This window comes from Paraburkholderia sp. EG287B (assembly GCF_040965595.1).
Taxonomy (GTDB): domain Bacteria; phylum Pseudomonadota; class Gammaproteobacteria; order Burkholderiales; family Burkholderiaceae; genus Paraburkholderia.
The window spans coordinates 205,455-223,599 of the sequence record NZ_JBFRCG010000009.1 but is presented as its reverse complement, the minus strand read 5'-3'; the positions used below and the strand labels follow the sequence as shown (position 1 = coordinate 223,599).

The 18,145-nt window shown below is 62.9% G+C and carries 21 protein-coding genes; 16 read left to right on the top strand and 5 right to left on the bottom strand.

Features of this window, described 5'->3' with window-relative positions; translation table 11 throughout:
• Nucleotides 1-42: 42 nt before the first annotated feature.
• Genes AB4Y40_RS18210 through AB4Y40_RS18200 form a run of 3 tightly spaced genes read right to left on the bottom strand, consistent with a single transcriptional unit; the run spans nucleotide 43 to nucleotide 1,429 of the window.
• Complete coding sequence (locus AB4Y40_RS18210) at nucleotides 43-297, bottom strand: hypothetical protein (RefSeq protein ID WP_368688918.1); 255 nt, start codon at nucleotides 295-297, stop codon at nucleotides 43-45.
• Between the two features lie 15 nt (nucleotides 298-312).
• Entirely contained in the window at nucleotides 313-792 is a 480-nt protein-coding gene (locus tag AB4Y40_RS18205; RefSeq protein WP_368688917.1) for a PaaI family thioesterase, read from the bottom strand.
• Between the two features lie 19 nt (nucleotides 793-811).
• Entirely contained in the window at nucleotides 812-1,429 is a 618-nt protein-coding gene (locus AB4Y40_RS18200; RefSeq protein ID WP_368688916.1) for a TetR family transcriptional regulator C-terminal domain-containing protein, read from the bottom strand.
• Between the two features lie 332 nt (nucleotides 1,430-1,761).
• On the opposite strand from AB4Y40_RS18200, the gene AB4Y40_RS18195 reads away from it, so the two are divergent.
• Both AB4Y40_RS18195 and AB4Y40_RS18190 read left to right on the top strand, forming a co-directional pair.
• The gene (locus tag AB4Y40_RS18195) at nucleotides 1,762-2,871 is read left to right on the top strand and encodes an alkene reductase (RefSeq protein WP_368688915.1); all 1,110 of its coding nucleotides are present in this window, start codon (nucleotides 1,762-1,764) and stop codon (nucleotides 2,869-2,871) included.
• A gap of 82 nt (nucleotides 2,872-2,953) precedes the next feature.
• Complete coding sequence (locus tag AB4Y40_RS18190; RefSeq protein WP_368688914.1) at nucleotides 2,954-3,604, top strand: NAD(P)-dependent oxidoreductase; 651 nt, start codon at nucleotides 2,954-2,956, stop codon at nucleotides 3,602-3,604.
• A gap of 136 nt (nucleotides 3,605-3,740) precedes the next feature.
• On the opposite strand, the gene AB4Y40_RS18185 is transcribed toward AB4Y40_RS18190, so the two are convergent.
• The gene (locus tag AB4Y40_RS18185; protein ID WP_368688913.1) at nucleotides 3,741-4,142 is read right to left on the bottom strand and encodes a hypothetical protein; all 402 of its coding nucleotides are present in this window, start codon (nucleotides 4,140-4,142) and stop codon (nucleotides 3,741-3,743) included.
• On the opposite strand from AB4Y40_RS18185, the gene AB4Y40_RS18180 reads away from it, so the two are divergent.
• Together AB4Y40_RS18180 and AB4Y40_RS18175 are read left to right on the top strand one after the other, a co-directional pair.
• Entirely contained in the window at nucleotides 4,136-4,492 is a 357-nt protein-coding gene (locus AB4Y40_RS18180; protein ID WP_368688912.1) for a 4-oxalocrotonate tautomerase family protein, read from the top strand. The two genes, AB4Y40_RS18185 and AB4Y40_RS18180, sit on opposite strands and share 7 nt — an antisense overlap.
• A gap of 154 nt (nucleotides 4,493-4,646) precedes the next feature.
• Nucleotides 4,647-4,955: a DUF4148 domain-containing protein gene (locus AB4Y40_RS18175; RefSeq protein ID WP_368688911.1), complete on the top strand. Its 309-nt coding sequence runs from the start codon at nucleotides 4,647-4,649 to the stop codon at nucleotides 4,953-4,955.
• Nucleotides 4,956-4,979: 24 nt separating this feature from the next.
• Here the strand turns inward: AB4Y40_RS18175 and AB4Y40_RS18170 are convergent, their stop codons facing one another.
• A complete protein-coding gene (locus AB4Y40_RS18170) occupies nucleotides 4,980-5,813 on the bottom strand; it encodes an oxidoreductase (RefSeq protein WP_368688910.1) in 834 nt (277 codons plus the stop codon).
• A 94-nt stretch (nucleotides 5,814-5,907) separates the two neighbouring features.
• Between AB4Y40_RS18170 and AB4Y40_RS18165 the strand changes: the two genes are divergently transcribed.
• From AB4Y40_RS18165 to AB4Y40_RS18110, 12 genes are all read left to right on the top strand, one after another.
• Complete coding sequence (locus AB4Y40_RS18165; protein ID WP_368688909.1) at nucleotides 5,908-6,876, top strand: AraC family transcriptional regulator N-terminal domain-containing protein; 969 nt, start codon at nucleotides 5,908-5,910, stop codon at nucleotides 6,874-6,876.
• 307 nt (nucleotides 6,877-7,183) lie between these two features.
• Nucleotides 7,184-8,272, top strand: coding sequence for an ABC transporter ATP-binding protein (locus AB4Y40_RS18160; protein WP_028207405.1), 1,089 nt, complete (start codon nucleotides 7,184-7,186; stop codon nucleotides 8,270-8,272).
• Entirely contained in the window at nucleotides 8,262-9,188 is a 927-nt protein-coding gene (locus AB4Y40_RS18155) for a carbohydrate ABC transporter permease (RefSeq protein WP_368688908.1), read from the top strand. The genes AB4Y40_RS18160 and AB4Y40_RS18155 overlap by 11 nt, the downstream gene beginning before the upstream one ends.
• Nucleotides 9,185-10,048, top strand: a complete 864-nt coding sequence (locus tag AB4Y40_RS18150) for a carbohydrate ABC transporter permease (protein ID WP_342924893.1) — start codon at nucleotides 9,185-9,187, stop codon at nucleotides 10,046-10,048. The genes AB4Y40_RS18155 and AB4Y40_RS18150 overlap by 4 nt, the downstream gene beginning before the upstream one ends.
• A gap of 114 nt (nucleotides 10,049-10,162) precedes the next feature.
• Nucleotides 10,163-11,494 carry an extracellular solute-binding protein gene (locus tag AB4Y40_RS18145; protein WP_368688907.1) on the top strand — a complete coding sequence of 444 codons (1,332 nt, stop codon included), beginning with the start codon at nucleotides 10,163-10,165 and terminating at the stop codon, nucleotides 11,492-11,494.
• A 74-nt stretch (nucleotides 11,495-11,568) separates the two neighbouring features.
• Nucleotides 11,569-13,080, top strand: a complete 1,512-nt coding sequence (locus tag AB4Y40_RS18140) for an alpha-N-arabinofuranosidase (protein WP_368688906.1) — start codon at nucleotides 11,569-11,571, stop codon at nucleotides 13,078-13,080.
• Nucleotides 13,081-13,097: 17 nt separating this feature from the next.
• A complete protein-coding gene (locus AB4Y40_RS18135) occupies nucleotides 13,098-13,862 on the top strand; it encodes a FadR/GntR family transcriptional regulator (protein ID WP_342924890.1) in 765 nt (254 codons plus the stop codon).
• A gap of 315 nt (nucleotides 13,863-14,177) precedes the next feature.
• Nucleotides 14,178-15,311 (top strand): branched-chain amino acid ABC transporter substrate-binding protein, encoded by a 1,134-nt coding sequence (locus AB4Y40_RS18130; protein WP_368688905.1) that lies wholly within the window; start codon nucleotides 14,178-14,180, stop codon nucleotides 15,309-15,311.
• A 158-nt stretch (nucleotides 15,312-15,469) separates the two neighbouring features.
• Nucleotides 15,470-16,369, top strand: a complete 900-nt coding sequence (locus tag AB4Y40_RS18125; RefSeq protein ID WP_368688904.1) for a hypothetical protein — start codon at nucleotides 15,470-15,472, stop codon at nucleotides 16,367-16,369.
• 395 nt (nucleotides 16,370-16,764) lie between these two features.
• On the top strand, nucleotides 16,765-16,950 hold the full coding sequence (locus AB4Y40_RS18120) for a hypothetical protein (protein WP_342924887.1): 186 nt from the start codon (nucleotides 16,765-16,767) through the stop codon (nucleotides 16,948-16,950).
• A 59-nt stretch (nucleotides 16,951-17,009) separates the two neighbouring features.
• Nucleotides 17,010-17,192, top strand: a complete 183-nt coding sequence (locus AB4Y40_RS18115) for a DUF6726 family protein (RefSeq protein WP_342924886.1) — start codon at nucleotides 17,010-17,012, stop codon at nucleotides 17,190-17,192.
• Between the two features lie 14 nt (nucleotides 17,193-17,206).
• Nucleotides 17,207-18,037, top strand: coding sequence for a hypothetical protein (locus AB4Y40_RS18110; RefSeq protein WP_368688903.1), 831 nt, complete (start codon nucleotides 17,207-17,209; stop codon nucleotides 18,035-18,037).
• Nucleotides 18,038-18,145 lie beyond the last annotated feature (108 nt).

The following is an 18,145-nucleotide window of genomic DNA, read 5'->3' as shown; positions in this document are numbered from 1 at the left end:
ATGACGCAGGCCGCTATCGACGCAAGGAGCCTCCCGGATGCATCAAACCTTGCCCCGCACTTGCGAGCGATACCGGCCAGGGCTTAGTGCGAAAGTGCCAATCACTCCGACGAAGTACACCAGATCCACGATTTTCATCACCGGTTCTGCGCGGAATCGACTGCAGCCGCCTGTTTCGGCAGGAAGACCCGACGATGCCCGGAAAGGGAGCCAGGCGCAAAGCTTGTAGACCGCCGGGATGCCGAAGTTGTCGGCCATCCAGCCCAACGTAGCCGCACCGGCTTGGAGTGGTTCCAAGCGAGTATTTCCGCATCAGCGAGTGATGCTCGCGCCCGGCTCGATGGGTAGAGTCGGGATGTGCCCTCTCTTCAAAAAGCAGGTTGCAGTAGCAGTCGCTAACAGCTTTCCATCGGAAGACTTCAACGTACCCTCCGAGGTCGCGATATTTCGCGAGATGTGGACCGAGCGAGCCTCAGCCACCAGATCCTGATCAATCGGTACGGGGCGCAACATCTTGACCTGCAGATCGATGGTGCCGTATCCGACGCCCGCTTCCAGCGTCGAATGAACAGCGCAGCCCGTCGCGGAGTCGAGTACAGTTGCCGCGAAGCCGCCGTGAACGCCGCCTGGAGGATTGAGATGTTGCTTCCCTGCGCGGGCTGAAAGTTTTACATAGCCTGGATCGACGTCCAGAAACGTCATCGGTACGGTCTCTGCCATCGCCGAACGTGGGAGGTCGCCGGCCACGACTGCTCGCAGCAAATCGAGTCCGCTCATTTCAAGTGGGTTCATTTTCACCTCTTACGCTGCGTCAAGCGAGAACCGATCGGAATACGACCTCCATGAACTCATACAGCGGGGCGTCGCTTTGCTCCGCGCGCATGCGTAGCAGCGCGCCTTCCCAGCTGTTCAAAACGAACTGGGCGAGTAACGGCGCGGGCAGCCGGGTGCCGATGGCACCCGTCACCTGCGCTTCGGCAATGCAACTCTCAAGGAGACCGGCCCATGTTTTGAAGTGCGTTGCGAGCCGCTCGCGGATTAATGCGCTGTGATCCGCGACCTCGAGACTGAGGTTTCCCATCAGGCAACCCCGCAAATAGCCGCCCGCCCGATAACCGCGAATCCGCTCGTCGAAATAGGTATGCAAGCGCAAGAGCGGCGGCATGCTCTCGTTGGTCAAGAGCGCACGCAGTTCGCCGTGGCCTCGCTCGAAATAGGCGTCGACCACTTCGCCCCCAAAGTCTTCCTTACTGTCGAAGTGGTTATAAAAGGACCCCTTGGGCACCTGGGCTGCATCGACGATTTCCTTGATACCCGTCGCGGCGTAGCCGGAATCGTGCAGCAATCGGACCCCTGCTCGAAGCAGATCGTCACGGGTATGTACGTTGGGCTTGGGGCCTCGGCGGGCCGGAGTCGTCTTCGATTCCATCGACGTAGATTCCATCAAATATAAATGACCGGTCGTCTTTAATTGTAACGCCTCCGAGACGACTGTCAAGCACAGTGGCGCGGGTCCGCCGATCGTCACCCCTCCTGACACGCCTGCCTATCAGCAGACTATGCGCTGAGTGGGAGATTCAGCACAGGCCGACAGTATCCGGCCAACTTCGATAATGCAACGAGCGCCGTTGACTAATTTAAGACGACTGGTCATACTTAATTAGGCCACTTCCGCTCGGTGCATCTCGACGGCACCGGCACTGAAATTCCTGTTCGGGTTTGCGTCATTTGTTGCCGAACAACTGTGCAAAGGATCCTCTTATGCCCCTGTTATCACTCTTCACACCGCTTGAAGTCGGACGTTACAAGCTGGCCCATCGTGTCGTGATGCCGCCACTCACGCGCATGCGCGCTGGCGCCGGGAATGTTCCCAACGCGCTCGCCCCCGAGTACTACGGCCAACGCGCGACCGAAGGCGGACTCATCATCGCCGAAGCCACGCAAGTGACTCCCTCTGGGCAGGGTTATCCGGCGACCCCTGGCATTCATTCCGAAGAGCAAGTGGCTGGCTGGCGGAAAGTGACCGATGCGGTACATGCCAAGGGAGGAATCATCTTTCTGCAGCTGTGGCATACAGGGCGCTCGTCGCATTCGAGCTTTCAGCCGAATGGCGAACTACCGGTTGGACCGTCGGCGATCGCGATCACCGGTCAAACTGCGCTGACGCCGGAATGGAAGCCAGTGCCTTACGAAACGCCGCGTGCACTCGAGCTGGATGAGATTCCCGGGATCATCGAGGCCTGGCGCGAAGGCGCGCGCGATGCCATGGCGGCCGGGTTCGATGGTGTGGAGATTCACGGCGCAAACGGCTATCTCTTGCAGCAGTTTCTGGACGATAGCTCGAACAAGCGCACCGACATTTACGGCGGATCGGTTGAGAACCGAGCCCGGCTGCTCATCGAGGTAACGCAAGCGCTGATCGAGATCTGGGGCGCCGATCGCGTCGGCGTTCGCCTGTCACCGTTCGGCACCTACAACGATGTGGGCGATTCTGATCCGGTCGGGCTTTACGGATATCTGCTGACACGCCTGAACAAACTCGGTATCGCCTACGTCAGCTTGATCGAGGCACGCACGAGCGTCGGAATGGAGATCGATACCCCGCAGGAGATCAGCCAGCTCCGCCCCTACTGGCCAGGAACGCTGATCCTCGCCGGCGGATTCACAGCGGGGTCAGCGAATGACGCTATCCAGGCAGGGCTAGCCGACGCGGTGGCATTCGGCAGGCAGTTCATCGCGAATCCCGACCTGCCCGCGCGGCTCCGGCTTGGAGCGCCGCTCAACCACTTTGACCGCGCGACTTTCTATGGCGGCGGTGCAGCGGGCTATGTCGATTATCCGGCGCTGGAGACAGCGGGCCATACCGAGTAGCGCGCAGCCCCACCGTGCCCCGCCATCGCGGGCCACGTAGCCATTCAACCAACCAAATGCCAATCTTCAAGGAACATTGAACATGAAAGTCGTCGTTCTCGCCGCCACGGGTCAGGTCGGCCGCACGGTTCTCAGCGAACTGATCAGCCGCGGACATCAAGTCACGGCCGTCGCACGCAATCCGGACAAGCTTCCCAACAGCATCAATAGTGTGCGCGATGATCTCAGTAGTGCAGATCGAATTGCAGAGATCATCGCCGGGGCCGATGCCGTAGTCAGCGCCTTCGGACCTCCGAAGGACGACGCACGCTTTTTCAGCGATGTGAGTTACACGGATCAACTGGCCGACGTGACCGAGCGGGCGATTGCCGCGGTTCGCAAGGCCAGTGTTCCGCGCCTCATCATGGCAGGCGGTTGCGGCTCGCTCTGGTTCTCACCGGGCGTAACGGTGCTCGAATCCGGGCATTGGCCGGAGAGACTGGTTCCGATCGCCACCTCCCATATCAAGGCTTTCGCGGCGTTGAGAGCGTCGGATATCAACTGGACGTATTTCAGCCCGCCGATGCGGATCGATCCGGGTGTGCGCACGGGCAAGTTCCGCCTGGGCGGTGATGACCTCCTCGTCGATGAACGGGGCACGAGCTGGGTCTCGTTTGAGGACTACGCAGTTGCTCTGGTCAACGAACTGGAACAGCCAGCACACGAGCGCGCGCGCTTTACGGTCGGCTACTAGAGAATCCGTATTCGGGCGCCGCGCGCGGTGCCCGAACGCATTGCTTTGCCGTCGACGACGCAACTGGCGCGGCGGCTTCGTCTGGCGCTGGCAGGCAAACGGCCTATGGGGCACGTGTCTTCGTTTCTGCGCCCCCTCACCCTTGCCTGCGCGGCGCCGAAGTCAGCGCAACCGCCGAGCGCTCGACAGCGTCGGCGATCCGTTTCGACAGAGCCGGATCCGGCACCGCCCGCGCCAGCGTGACTCCGCCCGACAACATCGCAAGCAGCGCGATCGCCTTGTCGTCGCGCGCCACGCCGGCTTCGTCGGGCAGCCCCGCCGAGACCTCCTCGATCAAGCGGCGCAGCTCCGCCTCATAGGCTTCGCGAGTCTCGCCGTCGGCGCGCACCATCTCGGGCGAAAAGCTCGGCAGCGCGCAGCTTTCGCCGATGTCGCAAGTGCGCTTCGGGCCCAGATAGAAGCCGATGAAGGTCTTGAGCCAGCGTTTGCCGTGGCTCGCTTTCAGAGGCCGAAGCCCACACCTTCGCCGCCTTGACACAGGCACTGTTGAGCGTCGCGCAACTCGAAGGCAACGCGTTCATGACGCCCAATGTGATCGGAACGCTGAACGTCATACCGGCCGCACGCGTGTTTTCGGCCGGCAAGCCTGCCGCCGCCGCGTTCGTCGAACTCACGCTGCCGCAGATCGCGCTGGCGACGCCCGAGGCCAAACAGGCTTTCACCGAAAAGGCGACCGCGATCCTCGAACAGGCGGCCGGTGGGCGCCTGAGGCGGGATCACATCTGGACCAACATCGTCTATGCGGCGGACGGCTCCTGGGGCATCGCGGGCCGCGCCCGCAGCAACGCGCAGCTCGTCGATGCGATCCAGGGAGCGGCGATCGCGTGAACTAGGCGCCTCCCGTTCCACTGGCTGCCGGCCTTCTTCGATTTCTACTGCGCCTCTCACGGCGACTGGTCTAAGGCAAAATAAACGCGGAAATCACGCGCGACGGACGGCATCGCACCGCTCGTCGCGCCAATCACACGCGTGGAGATGCGCTATGGAAAGCCGCCCGAAAAGCCGCCTGACGCTGACTGCGCTGGCGCTGCTGCTGGCGGGATGCGCCGCCGGCGGCGTGCCACAAAGCGGGCCACATCTGAGCGCAACGGAGTGCCGTGATCTGGCCACGCTCAGGAGCAACGCGCCTCCCACGATAGCGCAACACCAAAGCGAGGTTGCGGCGTTGAGGAAGGCGGGCTACGACCCATCACCGTGGAACGACCCGTATTACCCCGAGGATCTTCAGGCTGCGCAGCACCGCGTCGACCATTGGTTTGCAACGGAATGCCAGCATTCTCATGCCGGGTGAGAAGATCGGGTACTCCCGCGATCCTCAGCCGTCAGTCGAGACCGTCACGCTCTCCCAGGCACGGATTTCGTCTTGCAACGCCGACAGCTTGTCCCGCACGAGCCCCAGTGCATCGCTACCGAGCAGGAGATGCGCGGGCGGGTGGTCCGCGGCAATAGCGGCGAGCATCGCGCGCGCTGCCTTTTGGGGATCGCCCAATTGTTTGCCGCTCTTCTCCTCACGCGCTTTGCGGATGGGGTCGAAAATCGCGTCGTAATCCGGGATCGAACGCGGCGTTCGTTGCATCGAGCGACCGGCCCAGTCGGTGCGGAAGGAGCCAGGTGCAACGGCTGTCACGGCGATACCCAAAGCCTTGACCTCTTTGCCAAGCGCCTCGGAGATACCCTCCAGGGCGAACTTGCTCCCGCAGTAATAACTGATGCCCGGCATGGTGATATAGCCGCCCATCGACGTAATGTTCAGAATGTGGCCACGCCTGCGCGCACGCATGAAAGGCAGAACCGCCTTCATCATGGCGACCGCGCCAAACACATTGACGTCGAACTGTCTGCGCATTTCGGCGAGGGGCGATTCTTCCATGACGCCTTCGTGCCCGTAGCCAGCGTTGTTGACCAACACGTCGACCGGTCCGACGCTCGCCTCGATTTCCTCGACGATGCCGTCGATCGCATCGAAGTCGGTCACATCGAGCACGCGTGCGTATGCGGCATTTGCAGAGAGAGACTCGAACTCGCGCTTCGCCTCGACACTTCTCACGGTACCGACGACTTTGTGGCCTGCCGCTAGCGCCTCTTGCGCAAGCGCGCGACCAAAGCCGCTGCTCACGCCAGTGATGAGCAGAATTTTGCTGGACTCCATTGAAGCTTCTCCCGAACGTTGTCTGGTGAGTGCATACTAGTCTGAAGCGCGGAGCGAACCAAGCGAGATTCCGCTATTTTTCTTGCCTAAAACTATGAGCACGAACCGGGCCTCTACCCCCAATCCTGACCCCTCGCGAAGCCGCAAGCGCATCGTTGCGTTGCTTCGCGCGTTGGCGCCCGAGGAGGGCTACAACCTCACCGCGCTGCCAGGCGTGCGTATCCTGCGCTCGAACCGGCCATTGTCACGCACGCCGGTGCTCTACGACCCCGGCATCGTGATCGTTTGTCAGGGGCGCAAGCGAGGCTATTTCGGCGACCATCTCTACCTGTACGATGAACAGCACTATCTCGCCGTGTCCGTGCCAGTTCCATTCAGCATGGAAACCGATGCGACCGAGCAGCGGCCATTGCTTGCGCTCTACTTGCACCTCGATTTCACGCTGGCCGCGGAACTGGCGGTACAGATCGATCGCGAAGGCGGAGCGGAGCGCGTGCAAGCGCCTCAAAGCATGATGTCGACGCCGATGGATGACGCAATGCAGGCCTCTGTGCTGCGCTTGCTCGAAGCGATGCATCGACCTCTCGAAGCCGCGGTATTGGGCCCGTGCCTGCTGCGCGAACTCTATTTCCGCGTGCTCACAGGCGCACAAGGCAGCTCGATGCGCGAGGCTTTGGCGATGCGCGGTCAGTTCGGCCGCATAGGCAAATCGCTACGTCTTATCCATGCCGGCTATGCACAGTCGCTGGACGTGATGCAGTTGGCGCAGGAAGCGGGCATGAGCGTTCCGAGCTTCCATAGCCACTTCAAGGCGATCACCCAGGTTTCGCCGATGCAGTACGTCAAGTCGACGCGTTTGCATCAGGCTCGCCTGTTGATGGTCCGCCAGGACCTGACCGCCGAGGCGGCGAGCCTCGCGGTGGGTTACACAAGCGCGTCCCAGTTCAGCAGGGAGTTCAAAAGACTCTTTGGCCTGACGCCTGCGGCGGAAACGAAGCGTATGCGCGCAAGCTTTGCCATTCCGGAGCCGTTTGCAGATGCGATATATGTTTCGTCGCACTGAGTACGGCGCACTTTTGGCTTAATGGGTGAAAATAATGGTCGCGCGATTTGCATTTCTGCGTTGCCTTGCCACGCACGCCAACATTTCGCTAGCCCTCCCCCGTTCTGATAGGCACGCGATACACGAATGCCATGCATTCCTTTTCATTACGCCCCGCGCAATCGCCCCCCATCGATGCAATACGCATAAACCCATTATTTGGGATATCGAATGATTAAGTGTTTACACGAATGGGTTAGGACGTCACTCTTTTCATAATATCAACGCACTAAAAGCGGCGGTACGAGACTACTCCACAGGAGGCACCGTGACGGGCATCCGACTGAGCGGCGTAACGAAGCGGTATGGCGAAACCGAGGTGATCACCGGCCTCGACCTCGACATTCAATCCGGTGAGTTCCTCGTCTTCCTCGGCCCTTCGGGCTGCGGAAAATCCACCTTGCTGCGCATGATCGCCGGGCTCGAAACCGTGAGCGACGGCCAGATCAGCATTGGCGAGCGGCGCGTGAACGACCAGCCGCCCGGCAAGCGCGGCGTGGCGATGGTGTTTCAGCACTACGCGCTCTACCCGCACATGACCGTGTACGACAACATGGCGTTCGGCCTGCGCAATACGGGCGTGAGCGCGGGCGAAGTCGACCAGCGCATCAACGAGGCCGCGCGCATGCTCGAACTCGGCCCGCTGCTGCAGCGCCGTCCTGCCCAGCTTTCGGGCGGCCAGCGCCAGCGCGTCGCCATCGGCCGCGCCGTCGTCAAGGAACCCGAAGCATTTCTCTTCGACGAGCCACTCTCCAACCTCGACGCCGCGTTGCGCACCCGCACGCGCCTCGAGCTCGCGCGCATCCATCAGCGCCTGCACTCCACCATGGTGTTCGTCACGCACGATCAGGTGGAAGCCATGACGCTCGCCACGCGCATCGTCGTCATGAACCGCGGGCGCATCGAGCAGATCGGCGCACCGCTCGACATCTACAAGCGGCCCGCCACGCGCTTCGTCGCGGGCTTCATCGGCACGCCCGCGATGAACTTTATCGATGTCGAGCGTGTTGGCGACAACGGCGGCCGGCTGATCGTCGCCCTGCCGTTCGACGGCGTAGAGGCGCCCACCGCGATCGCCGCGGCGAGCTTGCCGGCGGGCAAGCTCACGCTGGGTGTGCGCGCCGAACACGTGCTGCTGGATCCGCAAGGGCCGCTGGTCGGCCGTGCCGAAGTCATCGAACGGCTGGGTGACCGCTCGCTCGCGCATGTGAGCATGCCCAACGGACAATTGCTCGTGGCCGAGTTGCCGCGCGCACGCGAGCTCGAAATCGAGACGGGCGACACCATCCGCATGAGTCTCGACGCGGCCCACCTGCATGTATTCGATGAAACCGGCAAGGCCTGGCATGGCCTCTAACCGCTCGCTCGCCATGCCGCTTCCGGAAACGCACGAGGACCGGCGGCGCAACCTGCGCGCGCCGTGGTCCAACGTGCTGTTCGTGCTGCCGTTCGTGATCGTCTACGTGCTGCTGCTGATCGTCCCGTTGTGCCTTGGCTGGTGGCTGAGCCTGCAGCGCGTGGACCTGCTCGCCGGCACGAGCGAGTTCATCGGCATTCGCAACTATCTCGATCTCACCCTCGACCCGATCTTCCGCGGGGCTCTGCGCAACACGTTCTACTTCGTCATCCTCACGGTTCCTGTGTTCGTGCTGCTCGGCCTCGCGCTCGCGCTGGTGCTGAACCGGCCGGGGCGCTTCGGCGCCGCGCTGCGCGCACTCTTTTTCGGCTCTTCCGTGTTATCGGTCACAATCGTCACGCTGGTCTGGAAGCTCGTGATGATGCCCGGCAACGGCCTGCTCGCCGACCTGAGCCACGCGCTCCATTTGCCGGAATTCGTTCCGCTGATGCACGAGGCCACCGCGCTGCCCGCCATCGCCGTCGTCACGGTCTGGTGGATCATGGGCCTGCCGATGATGCTGTTCCTCGCCGCGCTCCAGCAGATTCCGCAGGAGCTCTACGAAGCCGCGGCGCTCGACAGCGCTTCTCGCTGGCGCACGTTCACGAAGATCACGCTGCCTTCTGTCTGGCGCACCGTCGCGCTCGTGGCGGTGATCGAGGCGGTGCTGCAGTTTCAGTTGTTCGGCCAGGCCCAGTTGCTCACGGACGGCGGCCCCAACAATTCCACGCGCCCGCTCGTGCAATTCATCTACGAAACCGGCTTCCGCCAATGGTCGTTCGGCTATTCCGCAGCGGCGGCGCAAGTGCTGTTCGCGCTGATGCTGATCGGCGTGGTTGCGCAAGCCTGGCTTCTGCGCAAGAAGGAGAAGGTATGAGCACGCTCGCTTTCGACACGCGCTCGCGCGGCTCGCTGACGGGCCGCATGGGTGACCGCCTGATGCTGGGCGCCGTGGTCGTGCTCGCGCTTTTCTGGATCACGCCGCTCGTCTGGGTGCTGTGCCTCTCGTTCAAGCCCAATGCGTTTCTCGAACGGCACACCGACGTGCTCTTTTCGCCGCCCTTCACGCTGCAGAACTACACGAACATCCTCAACACGTCGGCGGTAGGCGGGTGGCTCGTCAACAGCCTCATCGTTTCGATCGGGCAGACGCTGCTTACGCTCGTGATCGCCTCGCTCGCGGGCTATGGCTTCGCGCGCACCGAGTTTCCCGGCAAGCGCTATATCTATGTGCTTTGCCTGTGCGGACTCGCGGTGCCCGAGCAGGCGCTCGTCATTCCGCTGCACCATATCTTCGCCACGCTCGACTGGCACAACACCTACGGCGCGCTGATCCTGCCGCGCCTTGCCTCGCCGTTCGGCGTGTATCTCATGACGCAGTACTTCAAGGCCGTGCCCATCGAGATCGAGGAGGCCGCCTTGCTCGACAATGCCTCGCGCTTCAAGGTGTTCTGGCGCGTCGTGCTGCCACTTTCGCTGCCGGCACAGGCAACGCTCGCCATCTTCACGTTTCTCAGTGCGTGGAACGACTACCTCTGGCCGCTCGTCTCCGCATCCAAGCCCGAGATGTACACGCTGACGATCGGTCTCGCCTCCACGCAGGGCAATTTCGCGCAGTCCGAGGGCATCGGCTACCTCATGGCGCAGGCCGTCTTTGCCGGCTTGCCCATCTTCGTGCTGTATCTGTTCTTCCAGAAGTACATCGTGGCGGCCGTAGCCGGCACCGCAGTTCGGTAGGCGGTGACCCCGAACCACACGTCGACCGGTCGCCCTTGATTCGCAGTACAAACAAAGTGATCCACTGGGTGCGCGTGAACAGCGTGCCAGCGGGGTCTCGCACAGGAGAGAGACATGAGAAGATCGTTGATGCGCGGCGTCCTCACGCTGGCTGCGCTCGGCCTCGCGGCGACCTTGACGGCGCCGGCCCAGGCCAAAACGGAAATCACGCTATCGCGCTTTTTCGGCGCCTGTGACGCCGAATACGGCAAGGTCAACGACGTGAGCCAGGCCTCTGGCGAGTGCGGCATCATTACGACGCTCGTGAACCAGTTCAACGCGACGAACAAGGAAGACATCGTCGTCAAGCCGCAGATCATCGAGTGGGCGCCCTACTACACGCAGATCGACGCGCGCATTCTGAGCCGCGACGTGCCGACCATCTCGGTCATGCACGAGGCGGTCCTGGGCGACTACGTGAAGCGCAATCTGGTCGAGCCGCTCGACGACGGCTTCAAGTCGGTCGGCGTGGACACCAACGATTTCACGCCCCAGGCCCACCGCGCCGTGACGTTCGGCGCCAAGACCTATGCGCTGCCGTTCGACACCCATTCGTGGCTCTGGCACATCAACGTCAACCTGTTCAAGAAGGCGGGACTCGTCGACGCGAGCGGCAAGCCCATCCTGCCGAAGACGCCCGACGAACTGCTTGCGCAGGCGAAGCAGTTCAAGGACAAGACGGGTCTGCCCTACTTCGCCGTGCCGATCGCCAATGAATCGGCCGCGCAAACGCGCACGTTCGACACCTGGGTCTATCAGCAAAACGGCACGCTGTTCCCTGCCGGCCCGACGAAGATCGACATGCACACGCCGGCCGCCGCCAACGCGCTCACGCTCTACGACAAGCTCATGAAGGCAGGCGACGTCACGCCGGGGCTCGACTATGGCGCGGCCAACCAGGCGTTCGAGAACGGCAAGGCCGGCGTGCTCATGGTCGGCACGTGGATGATCGAGGACTTCACGAATCTCGCGAAGAAGCCCGATTCCCCGCTCGCCAACGGCTACGACGTGGTGCCGTTCCCGAATCTGTATCAGAAGAAGGCGGTGTGGGCCGACGGCCACTCGTGGGTCATGCTCAAGGGCGGCGCGAAGGACGAAAAGACGCGCCATGCCGCGCTCGTGTTCCTCAAGTTCCTTTACGACCACGACGGCGACTGGGCGCGCACCGGCCATCTGCCCGCGCGCCAGTCGATCATCACGAGCGCCACGTTCAACGCGCTGCCGCATCGCGCGGAAATCAAGGAGATCTCGACCACCGGTTACGCGCTGCCGAACACGGTGCCGCGCCAGTTCGCGATCCAGCAGATCGTGGGCGAAGAGATCAGCAACATGCTCTCGACGGGCAAGTCGGTCGCCGACGTCCAGAAGGAGGCCGAACAACGCACCAACGCCCTGCTCGCGCGATAACGCCACCGGAGGTCCGCGCCCGCCCGGCGCGGCCGCCTCACTTCATATAGCTACAGGATGGATAGAGGAACACCATGATCGCTTCCCGCCTCATCGTCGACCGCGACTTCGTCATTTCCGAACTCGACCGGCGCCTCTTCGGCGTATTCGTCGAGCACATGGGCCGCTGCGTCTACACCGGCATTTTCGAGCCGGGCCATCCGGACGCCGACGAGCGCGGCTACCGCAAGGACGTGATGGCACTCACGCGCGAACTCGGCCCGACGATCGTACGTTACCCAGGCGGCAATTTCCTCTCGGGCTACAACTGGGAAGACGGCGTGGGTCCGCGCGAAAAACGCCCGCGCCGCCTCGATCTTGCGTGGTACTCCACCGAAACCAATCAGTTCGGCACGAACGAATTCATCGAATGGTGCCGTTCGCTCGACATCGAACCCATGTACGGCGTGAACCTCGGCACGCGCGGCCCCGACGAGGCGCGCCGCTTCGTCGAATACTGCAATCATCCGGGCGGCACGGCGCTCTCCGACCTGCGCCGCGAGCACGGCTATGAACAGCCTCACGACATCAAGTTCTGGTGTCTCGGCAATGAAATGGACGGCCCGTGGCAGATCTGCCGCAAGACGGCCGAAGAATACGGACGCGCCGCGCTCGAAACGGCCAAGCTCATGCGCTCGGTCGACCCCACCATTCAACTCGCCGCGTGCGGTTCCTCCACGCACGAAATGCCTACCTACGGCACGTGGGAGGACCGCGTGCTCGATCATTGCTTCGAGCAGGTCGATTTCATTTCGCTACATACTTACTTCGAGAACCGGCGCGACTCGACCGCGGAATTCTTCGGCAACATCGAGGTGATGGATCTGTTCATCAAGGAAATCGTCTCGGTGGCGGACAGCGTGGCCGCGCGCAAGCATTCGTCCAAACGCATCATGCTTTCATTCGACGAATGGAATGTCTGGTACAAGGCGCGCACCATCAACGACCTGCGCAAGCCGGGCTGGCCCGAGGCGCCGCGGCTCATCGAGGAGGTCTACAACCACGAAGACGCGCTCGTGGTGGGCGGCGCGCTCATCACCATGATGAACAATTCGGACCGCGTGAAAACCGCCTGTCTCGCGCAACTCGTCAACGTGATCGGGCCGATCATGACGGAGCCCGGCGGCCGCGCGTGGCGCCAGACCATCTTCCATCCGTTCGCGCAGGCCTCGAAATTCGGCCATGGCCGCGTGCTCAAACCGGTGATCGATTCCCCCACTTACGAAGCCGAAACTTTTCCGGAGATTCCCTATCTCTGCGCAGCGGTGGTGGACGATCGCGCCACGGGCACGACGACCCTCTTCGCGCTCAACCGCCACCTGAGCGACGAAATGGAACTCGATATCGAACTGCGCGGACTCGGCAAGGAACGTACGCTCGATCACGCGCTCGAGTTGTATCATGCCAACATGAAAGCGGTGAACACGGTGGAGGCGCCGACGACGGTGGCGCCTGCAGTCAACAGCGCCGTGTCGGTCGAGGGGGAACGCGTGCGCGCGAAGCTCAAACCGGGCTCGTGGAACGTGATTGTGACGACCGCCCGATAACACAGCACGGACACGCTGTGCACGACGTCCATGAAGGGGAAGTGATGTTCGAGCGCGAACCGATCGTTGGCAATATAACAACGCAGATCGCCAAGATTATCGGCATGCGCGTGGTCTCGGGCGAGTTTGCGCCCGGCGACGCGCTACCGGTCGAAAGCGAACTGTGCAGCGCATACGGCGTGAGCCGCACCACGCTGCGCGAAGCGATCAAGCAGTTGGCGGGCAAACGGCTGATTGCCGTATCCCCCAAGATCGGCACACGTGTCCTGCCCTTCTCCGACTGGAACCTGCTCGACCGCGATGTGCTCGCGTGGCGCCTCAATGCGCAGTTCGACTCGAAGATCGTCGAAGACATCTTCGAAATGCGCATCTGCTTCGAGCCGCGCGCGAGCTTTCTCGCCGCGCGCCACGGCAAGGAAGAGACCTTCCAGATCATCGAGCGCCGCTACCTGGAACTGGCAAGCGCCTACAGCCAGTCTGCCCAGCATGGCGCCTCGGACATACGCGCGGCCGCCGACGCGAATCTCGAGTTCCATCTCGCCATCATCACGGCCTCGCAGAACGGCATGTTCATCACGATCGGCAACGCCATCAAGGCCGCGCTGCGCGTGTCGTCGGAAATGATGCAGCGCCAGGCCGCGAAGCCCAGCGAAGACCTCGAACTCCACGATGCCGTGCGCCGGCACATCGTCGCGCGCGAAGCCGACGCTGCGGCGGCTGCGATGACGCGCCTGCTCGAGCAGTCGCGCGACCGGATCCTGCGTTATACGATCGCGCCTTGACGAGCGCGGGCGCGCGCTGCCGCGCTGTGCCGATTGCACCACCCGCTACTACGCACGGCTTGCGCGCGGCCGCTACCCGTGCGCACCCTGGTGTGCATCCCCGCCGGCCACTATGCAGAAATCGTCACGAGTCGCACGCCAATCGAGCAAGACGCGCTGATTTTCGCTACCTAGACTGCAATCGCCGATCCCGCCACGTTACGCGGCAACGCGAAACCCACAGGCGTGCTCCGCAACAACTCCATATCGCACTCGCCGGCACGGCAGCACGGAGCGTCCGGCATTGCCCAAATTGCACCTGAGGGGAAGTGAAAAGTGAAATTGAAGGTAACGCACTCCGCACTTGTAGTCGCCTGGGCATTTTCATGTGTCGCCGCGCACGCCGATGTCGTCAAGATTGGTTTCGCGGCGCCGCTCACGGGCGCTCAGTCGAACTATGGCACTGACATGCAGAAGGGCGTGCAGCTGGCCATCAACGATTTCAACGCCACCCATCCCACCATCGGCGGCAAGCCCGTCTCGTTCGAACTCGACTCGCAGGACGACCAGGCTGACCCGCACACGGGAACCGTGGTGGCGCAACGTCTGATCGACGACGGCGTCAGCGGCATCATCGGCCACTTCAACTCGGGCACCAGCATTCCCGCCTCGGATCTGTACAACCGCGCCGGCCTGCCGCAAATCTCAATGGCGACCTCGCCGGTGTATACGGCACGCGGCTACAAGACGACGTTTCGCCTGCTGACGAGCGACGCGCAGGCCGGCCGCATCGTCGGCTCCTATGTCGTGAAGACGCTGCACTACAAGCGCGTTGCGATCATCGACGACCGCACCGCATACGGCCAGGGCATTGCCGACGAGTTCGCGAGGGCCGTCGAGGCCGCCGGCGGCACGGTGGTCAAGCGCGACTACACGAACGACAAGGCGCTTGACTTCTCTGCAATCCTGACCAACCTGAAGGGCCTCAATCCGGATGCCGTGTTCTATGGCGGCGGCGATGCGCAATCGTCGCCGATGATCCGCAAGATGCGCCAGCTTGGCATCAAGGCGGCGTTCGTGACCGGCGAAATGTCGCGCTCGCCCACCTTCCTCAAGATTGGCGGTAGCGCGGCCGAAGGCGCGATCGTGTACATGGGCGGCCTGCCTAAGGAGAAGATGCCCGGCTTCGCCAGCTACGCCACGCGCTACAAGGCGCGTTTCGGTGAAGACCCGATCACGTACTCGCCGTACTCGTACGACGGTACGATGGCGCTTCTCACCGCGATGAAGGACGCGAACTCGACCGATCCGAAGGTCTATGGGCCGTACCTCGACAAGCTGTCGATCAAGGGCGTGTCGGCTGCAACCATTTCGTATGATTCGACCGGCGACCTCAAGGACGCGCCCGTGACCATCTACAAGGTCCAGCACGGCGATTTCAAGCCGGTCGACACGATCGCGGGTAGTTGATGTCGTTCGCGGGTCCATCATGGACCCGCTGAAGCCGAGCACTTGCTCCCGGGTGCCAGATCGCCCGTCTCGTCTGCTCCCGCAATCGGGCATGACCGTTGCGCCCACGCCTCGTACGCGGCGGCACCGCCGCCCGTCGAGAGCGAAGGGAGACAGTCATGAGGCAAACCGTATTGGGCGTCTACGACAGCTATGGGAGCGCGCGTTCCGCGCAAAAGGCGCTTGGCGACGCAGGCGTCGCGCAAGCCGACATCGCCATTTACTCGATGTCGGTCGAGGCACCAGTGGAAAAAGGGCCGCGAGTTTATGCATCCGGCGGGAGCAATGCGGAACAACCCACGCCAGTATTTGATCAACTCGAACGCCTGTTTGCGCGTCTCTTCACGCACGGCGCGTATCCGCCGGTGACCGAGGATTACCGCGAGTTCATCCGGCGCGGCGGAGCCGTGGTCAGTGCGGACGTGTCTGAAATGCAGGTGAATCTGGCACGCGAAGTGATGCGCAGCGCGGGTGCAGCGGACATCGAGGAGCGCAGCCGTGCCTGGCACAACGCTTCGTCGGGCATCGCACCCTCTGGGAGCACGGCTCGAGCGCGCGACAATTTGCACGAGACATCGCCCGAAGCGGCAGCCGAAAAACGGCATGCGGAATTTTCCTCTGCAGTACCAACCGTTGTCAGCGGCATGCAGCAGGTCACGACGCACGCGGCGACGGGACCCGAACGTGCCTCGAGCGCGGCCAAAGCGCCGCAGACATCGGCTAGAGGCCTGGTGGGCGATCCTGTCATGGGCACCCCGCTCGACGACACATCCTACGAGACGGAAGCCCGCAAAGACTATGAGGCAAACTACGCGAACTCCGGCATGTCCTATGAAGAATATTGCGCAGCTTACGAGCACGGCGCAACGCTGAGCCAAAACGAACGGTATCGCGAACACGACTGGCAAGGCATCGAGCCCAGTGCTCGCAAGGATTGGGAGTCGCGCTACCCGGAAAACGGCTGGGAAAAGTTCAAGACCGCCGTGCGCCACGGCTGGGAGCGCATGAAGCGGGTTTGAAGCGACCTCCTTCCCTCTTCTTTTATTTGATCCCAGGCTGCTGACCCAGGCAGCCTGGGAACGCGCGCTCGATTCACCTTCCTCGCCCTCCCCAACCCTTACACGGCGCGCGCCAATCGCGTTTGCGGATTTCCTCCGTTCCAGCCCGGCTCGGCGCCTCGTCAGCGGTTCCCCCGCCGAAATCCCGCCTTTCAAACTTGCACATTCGTATACCCCTGGAAGGACTCGTAAGCGATCGGCCAAAGGCCACGCTGATTCCTGCTTCATGCGAACGCACTGGAAGCGAAGATTTGCCTCGCCGCACGTCGATTGCCCCCCGATCGGCGTAAGGCGGGGCGCGCTTCCCCCTTCTCGGCGCGCCCCTTTTTTGTTCCATTGCGCCAAGGAGGCCCTTCATGACCAGCCCTATCGGTTCGAGCAGTATCGCGCACACGTCCTCGTTGACGACGCTGGGCGAAAACCGCAACACCAAAAACTCCAGCACGGGAGGCACCGCCGGTAACCCCTTTCCGCAGCAGGAAACCGTGAATCCGGCGATGCCCGTCGGTCCGCTCGGCCACAACATCAACACTTCGGCATGACCACTTCGCCGTCACGGGAGCCGTCGACGCGGCGCTCGCCCCTGTGCCTGACATCCCGCATGTCGACGCATCTGGTGCGCGCCGCGTCGGCCGTCGCCCTCGCCTGCCTCGCGCTGCCGCTCGACGGCTGTGCCGTGGTGGCCTTTCCATGCCGGGTCGCATCGGCCACGCTGAAGATCGTGCCGCTGGTCGGCCACCCCGCAGCCGTGCCGTTCGACGCGTGCGCGGCGGCGGTCGACTGATCGAGGACCAGCCGATGAAACGGGCGCCATTGATCGCTTTCGTTTTGAGCGCGGCGAGCCTCGCGGCGCCGCTCTCGCTCGCGCATGCGGACACGCATTACGAAGGGCGCGTGCAAACGTACGTCGCGCCGAAGCCGCCCGCGCCGGCGACCCCGCCTGGCGAAGCGAGCGCTGTGATGGCCGCGAACGCGGCGCATGCGGCAAGCGCAGCAAAACCGTCCACACCGCCAGCGAAAAAACGAAGGACGGCGCCCATTGCGCCGCCCGCCCGTCCGCGCGTTCCGGCGCCGGATGACACGCCCTTTGCGTTTCGCGGCATTGTGCTCGGCACGCCGCTGAGCGCGCTGCGGCAGTCGGAGATGGTGCGTGCGACGCCGCATGAAAGCGAGTTGCTTTGCGAGACCGACATCGCGGGCAGCGACATCGGCATGATGGTCAAGAGTTATACGAGCCAGACGGTCGCGTGCCGGTGGGCGCACCACACGGCGCAAGGCTGGACGCCCTCGCGCGCGGTCGTGGACGGCGTGCCCGCGGTGGACCATATCCTGCGCTTTGCGCACGCATCGGCCGGTGATCCGCTGCGGCTTTATGAAATGTCGTTCGTCGTGGACTCGACAACGGCATTCGACCTGCGCAACCTGCTCGCCTCGCGCTACGGCGCGCCGCGCGTGCTTGGTGCGGCTTCGCTGCCGCTGCTCGTGTGGGAGAACGCGTCGAGCACGATCACCATCTGCCTGCTGCCCGACAGCCAGCGCGCGACGCTCACCTACCTCCTCAAGCCCGCCACGCTGCGTGGCAAAGGCCGCGAGAAGACGCTCAAGCTGAGCCAGTTCGATGAAGGCTGAAACGATGCACGCCAACCCGTCGCCGGGACGAACTCGACGAATCCGCTGAAATCGCTAAATCCGATGAATCACACTTGCACTCGCCCCATCGCCATGCCATTCGATCAA

Excerpts from the sequence above, each read along its gene's own strand:
- AB4Y40_RS18205 (WP_368688917.1), bottom strand. The coding sequence starts at position 792 with ATGAACCCACTTGAAATGAGCGGACTCGATTTGCTGCGAGCAGTCGTG.
- AB4Y40_RS18200 (WP_368688916.1), bottom strand. The coding sequence starts at position 1,429 with ATGGAATCGAAGACGACTCCGGCCCGCCGAGGCCCCAAGCCCAACGTA.
- AB4Y40_RS18195 (WP_368688915.1), top strand. The coding sequence starts at position 1,762 with ATGCCCCTGTTATCACTCTTCACACCGCTTGAAGTCGGACGTTACAAG.
- AB4Y40_RS18190 (WP_368688914.1), top strand. The coding sequence starts at position 2,954 with ATGAAAGTCGTCGTTCTCGCCGCCACGGGTCAGGTCGGCCGCACGGTT.
- AB4Y40_RS18175 (WP_368688911.1), top strand. The coding sequence starts at position 4,647 with ATGGAAAGCCGCCCGAAAAGCCGCCTGACGCTGACTGCGCTGGCGCTG.
- AB4Y40_RS18170 (WP_368688910.1), bottom strand. The coding sequence starts at position 5,813 with ATGGAGTCCAGCAAAATTCTGCTCATCACTGGCGTGAGCAGCGGCTTT.
- AB4Y40_RS18165 (WP_368688909.1), top strand. The coding sequence starts at position 5,908 with ATGAGCACGAACCGGGCCTCTACCCCCAATCCTGACCCCTCGCGAAGC.
- AB4Y40_RS18155 (WP_368688908.1), top strand. The coding sequence starts at position 8,262 with ATGGCCTCTAACCGCTCGCTCGCCATGCCGCTTCCGGAAACGCACGAG.
- AB4Y40_RS18150 (WP_342924893.1), top strand. The coding sequence starts at position 9,185 with ATGAGCACGCTCGCTTTCGACACGCGCTCGCGCGGCTCGCTGACGGGC.
- AB4Y40_RS18145 (WP_368688907.1), top strand. The coding sequence starts at position 10,163 with ATGAGAAGATCGTTGATGCGCGGCGTCCTCACGCTGGCTGCGCTCGGC.
- AB4Y40_RS18140 (WP_368688906.1), top strand. The coding sequence starts at position 11,569 with ATGATCGCTTCCCGCCTCATCGTCGACCGCGACTTCGTCATTTCCGAA.
- AB4Y40_RS18125 (WP_368688904.1), top strand. The coding sequence starts at position 15,470 with ATGAGGCAAACCGTATTGGGCGTCTACGACAGCTATGGGAGCGCGCGT.
- AB4Y40_RS18120 (WP_342924887.1), top strand. The coding sequence starts at position 16,765 with ATGACCAGCCCTATCGGTTCGAGCAGTATCGCGCACACGTCCTCGTTG.
- AB4Y40_RS18115 (WP_342924886.1), top strand. The coding sequence starts at position 17,010 with ATGTCGACGCATCTGGTGCGCGCCGCGTCGGCCGTCGCCCTCGCCTGC.
- AB4Y40_RS18110 (WP_368688903.1), top strand. The coding sequence starts at position 17,207 with ATGAAACGGGCGCCATTGATCGCTTTCGTTTTGAGCGCGGCGAGCCTC.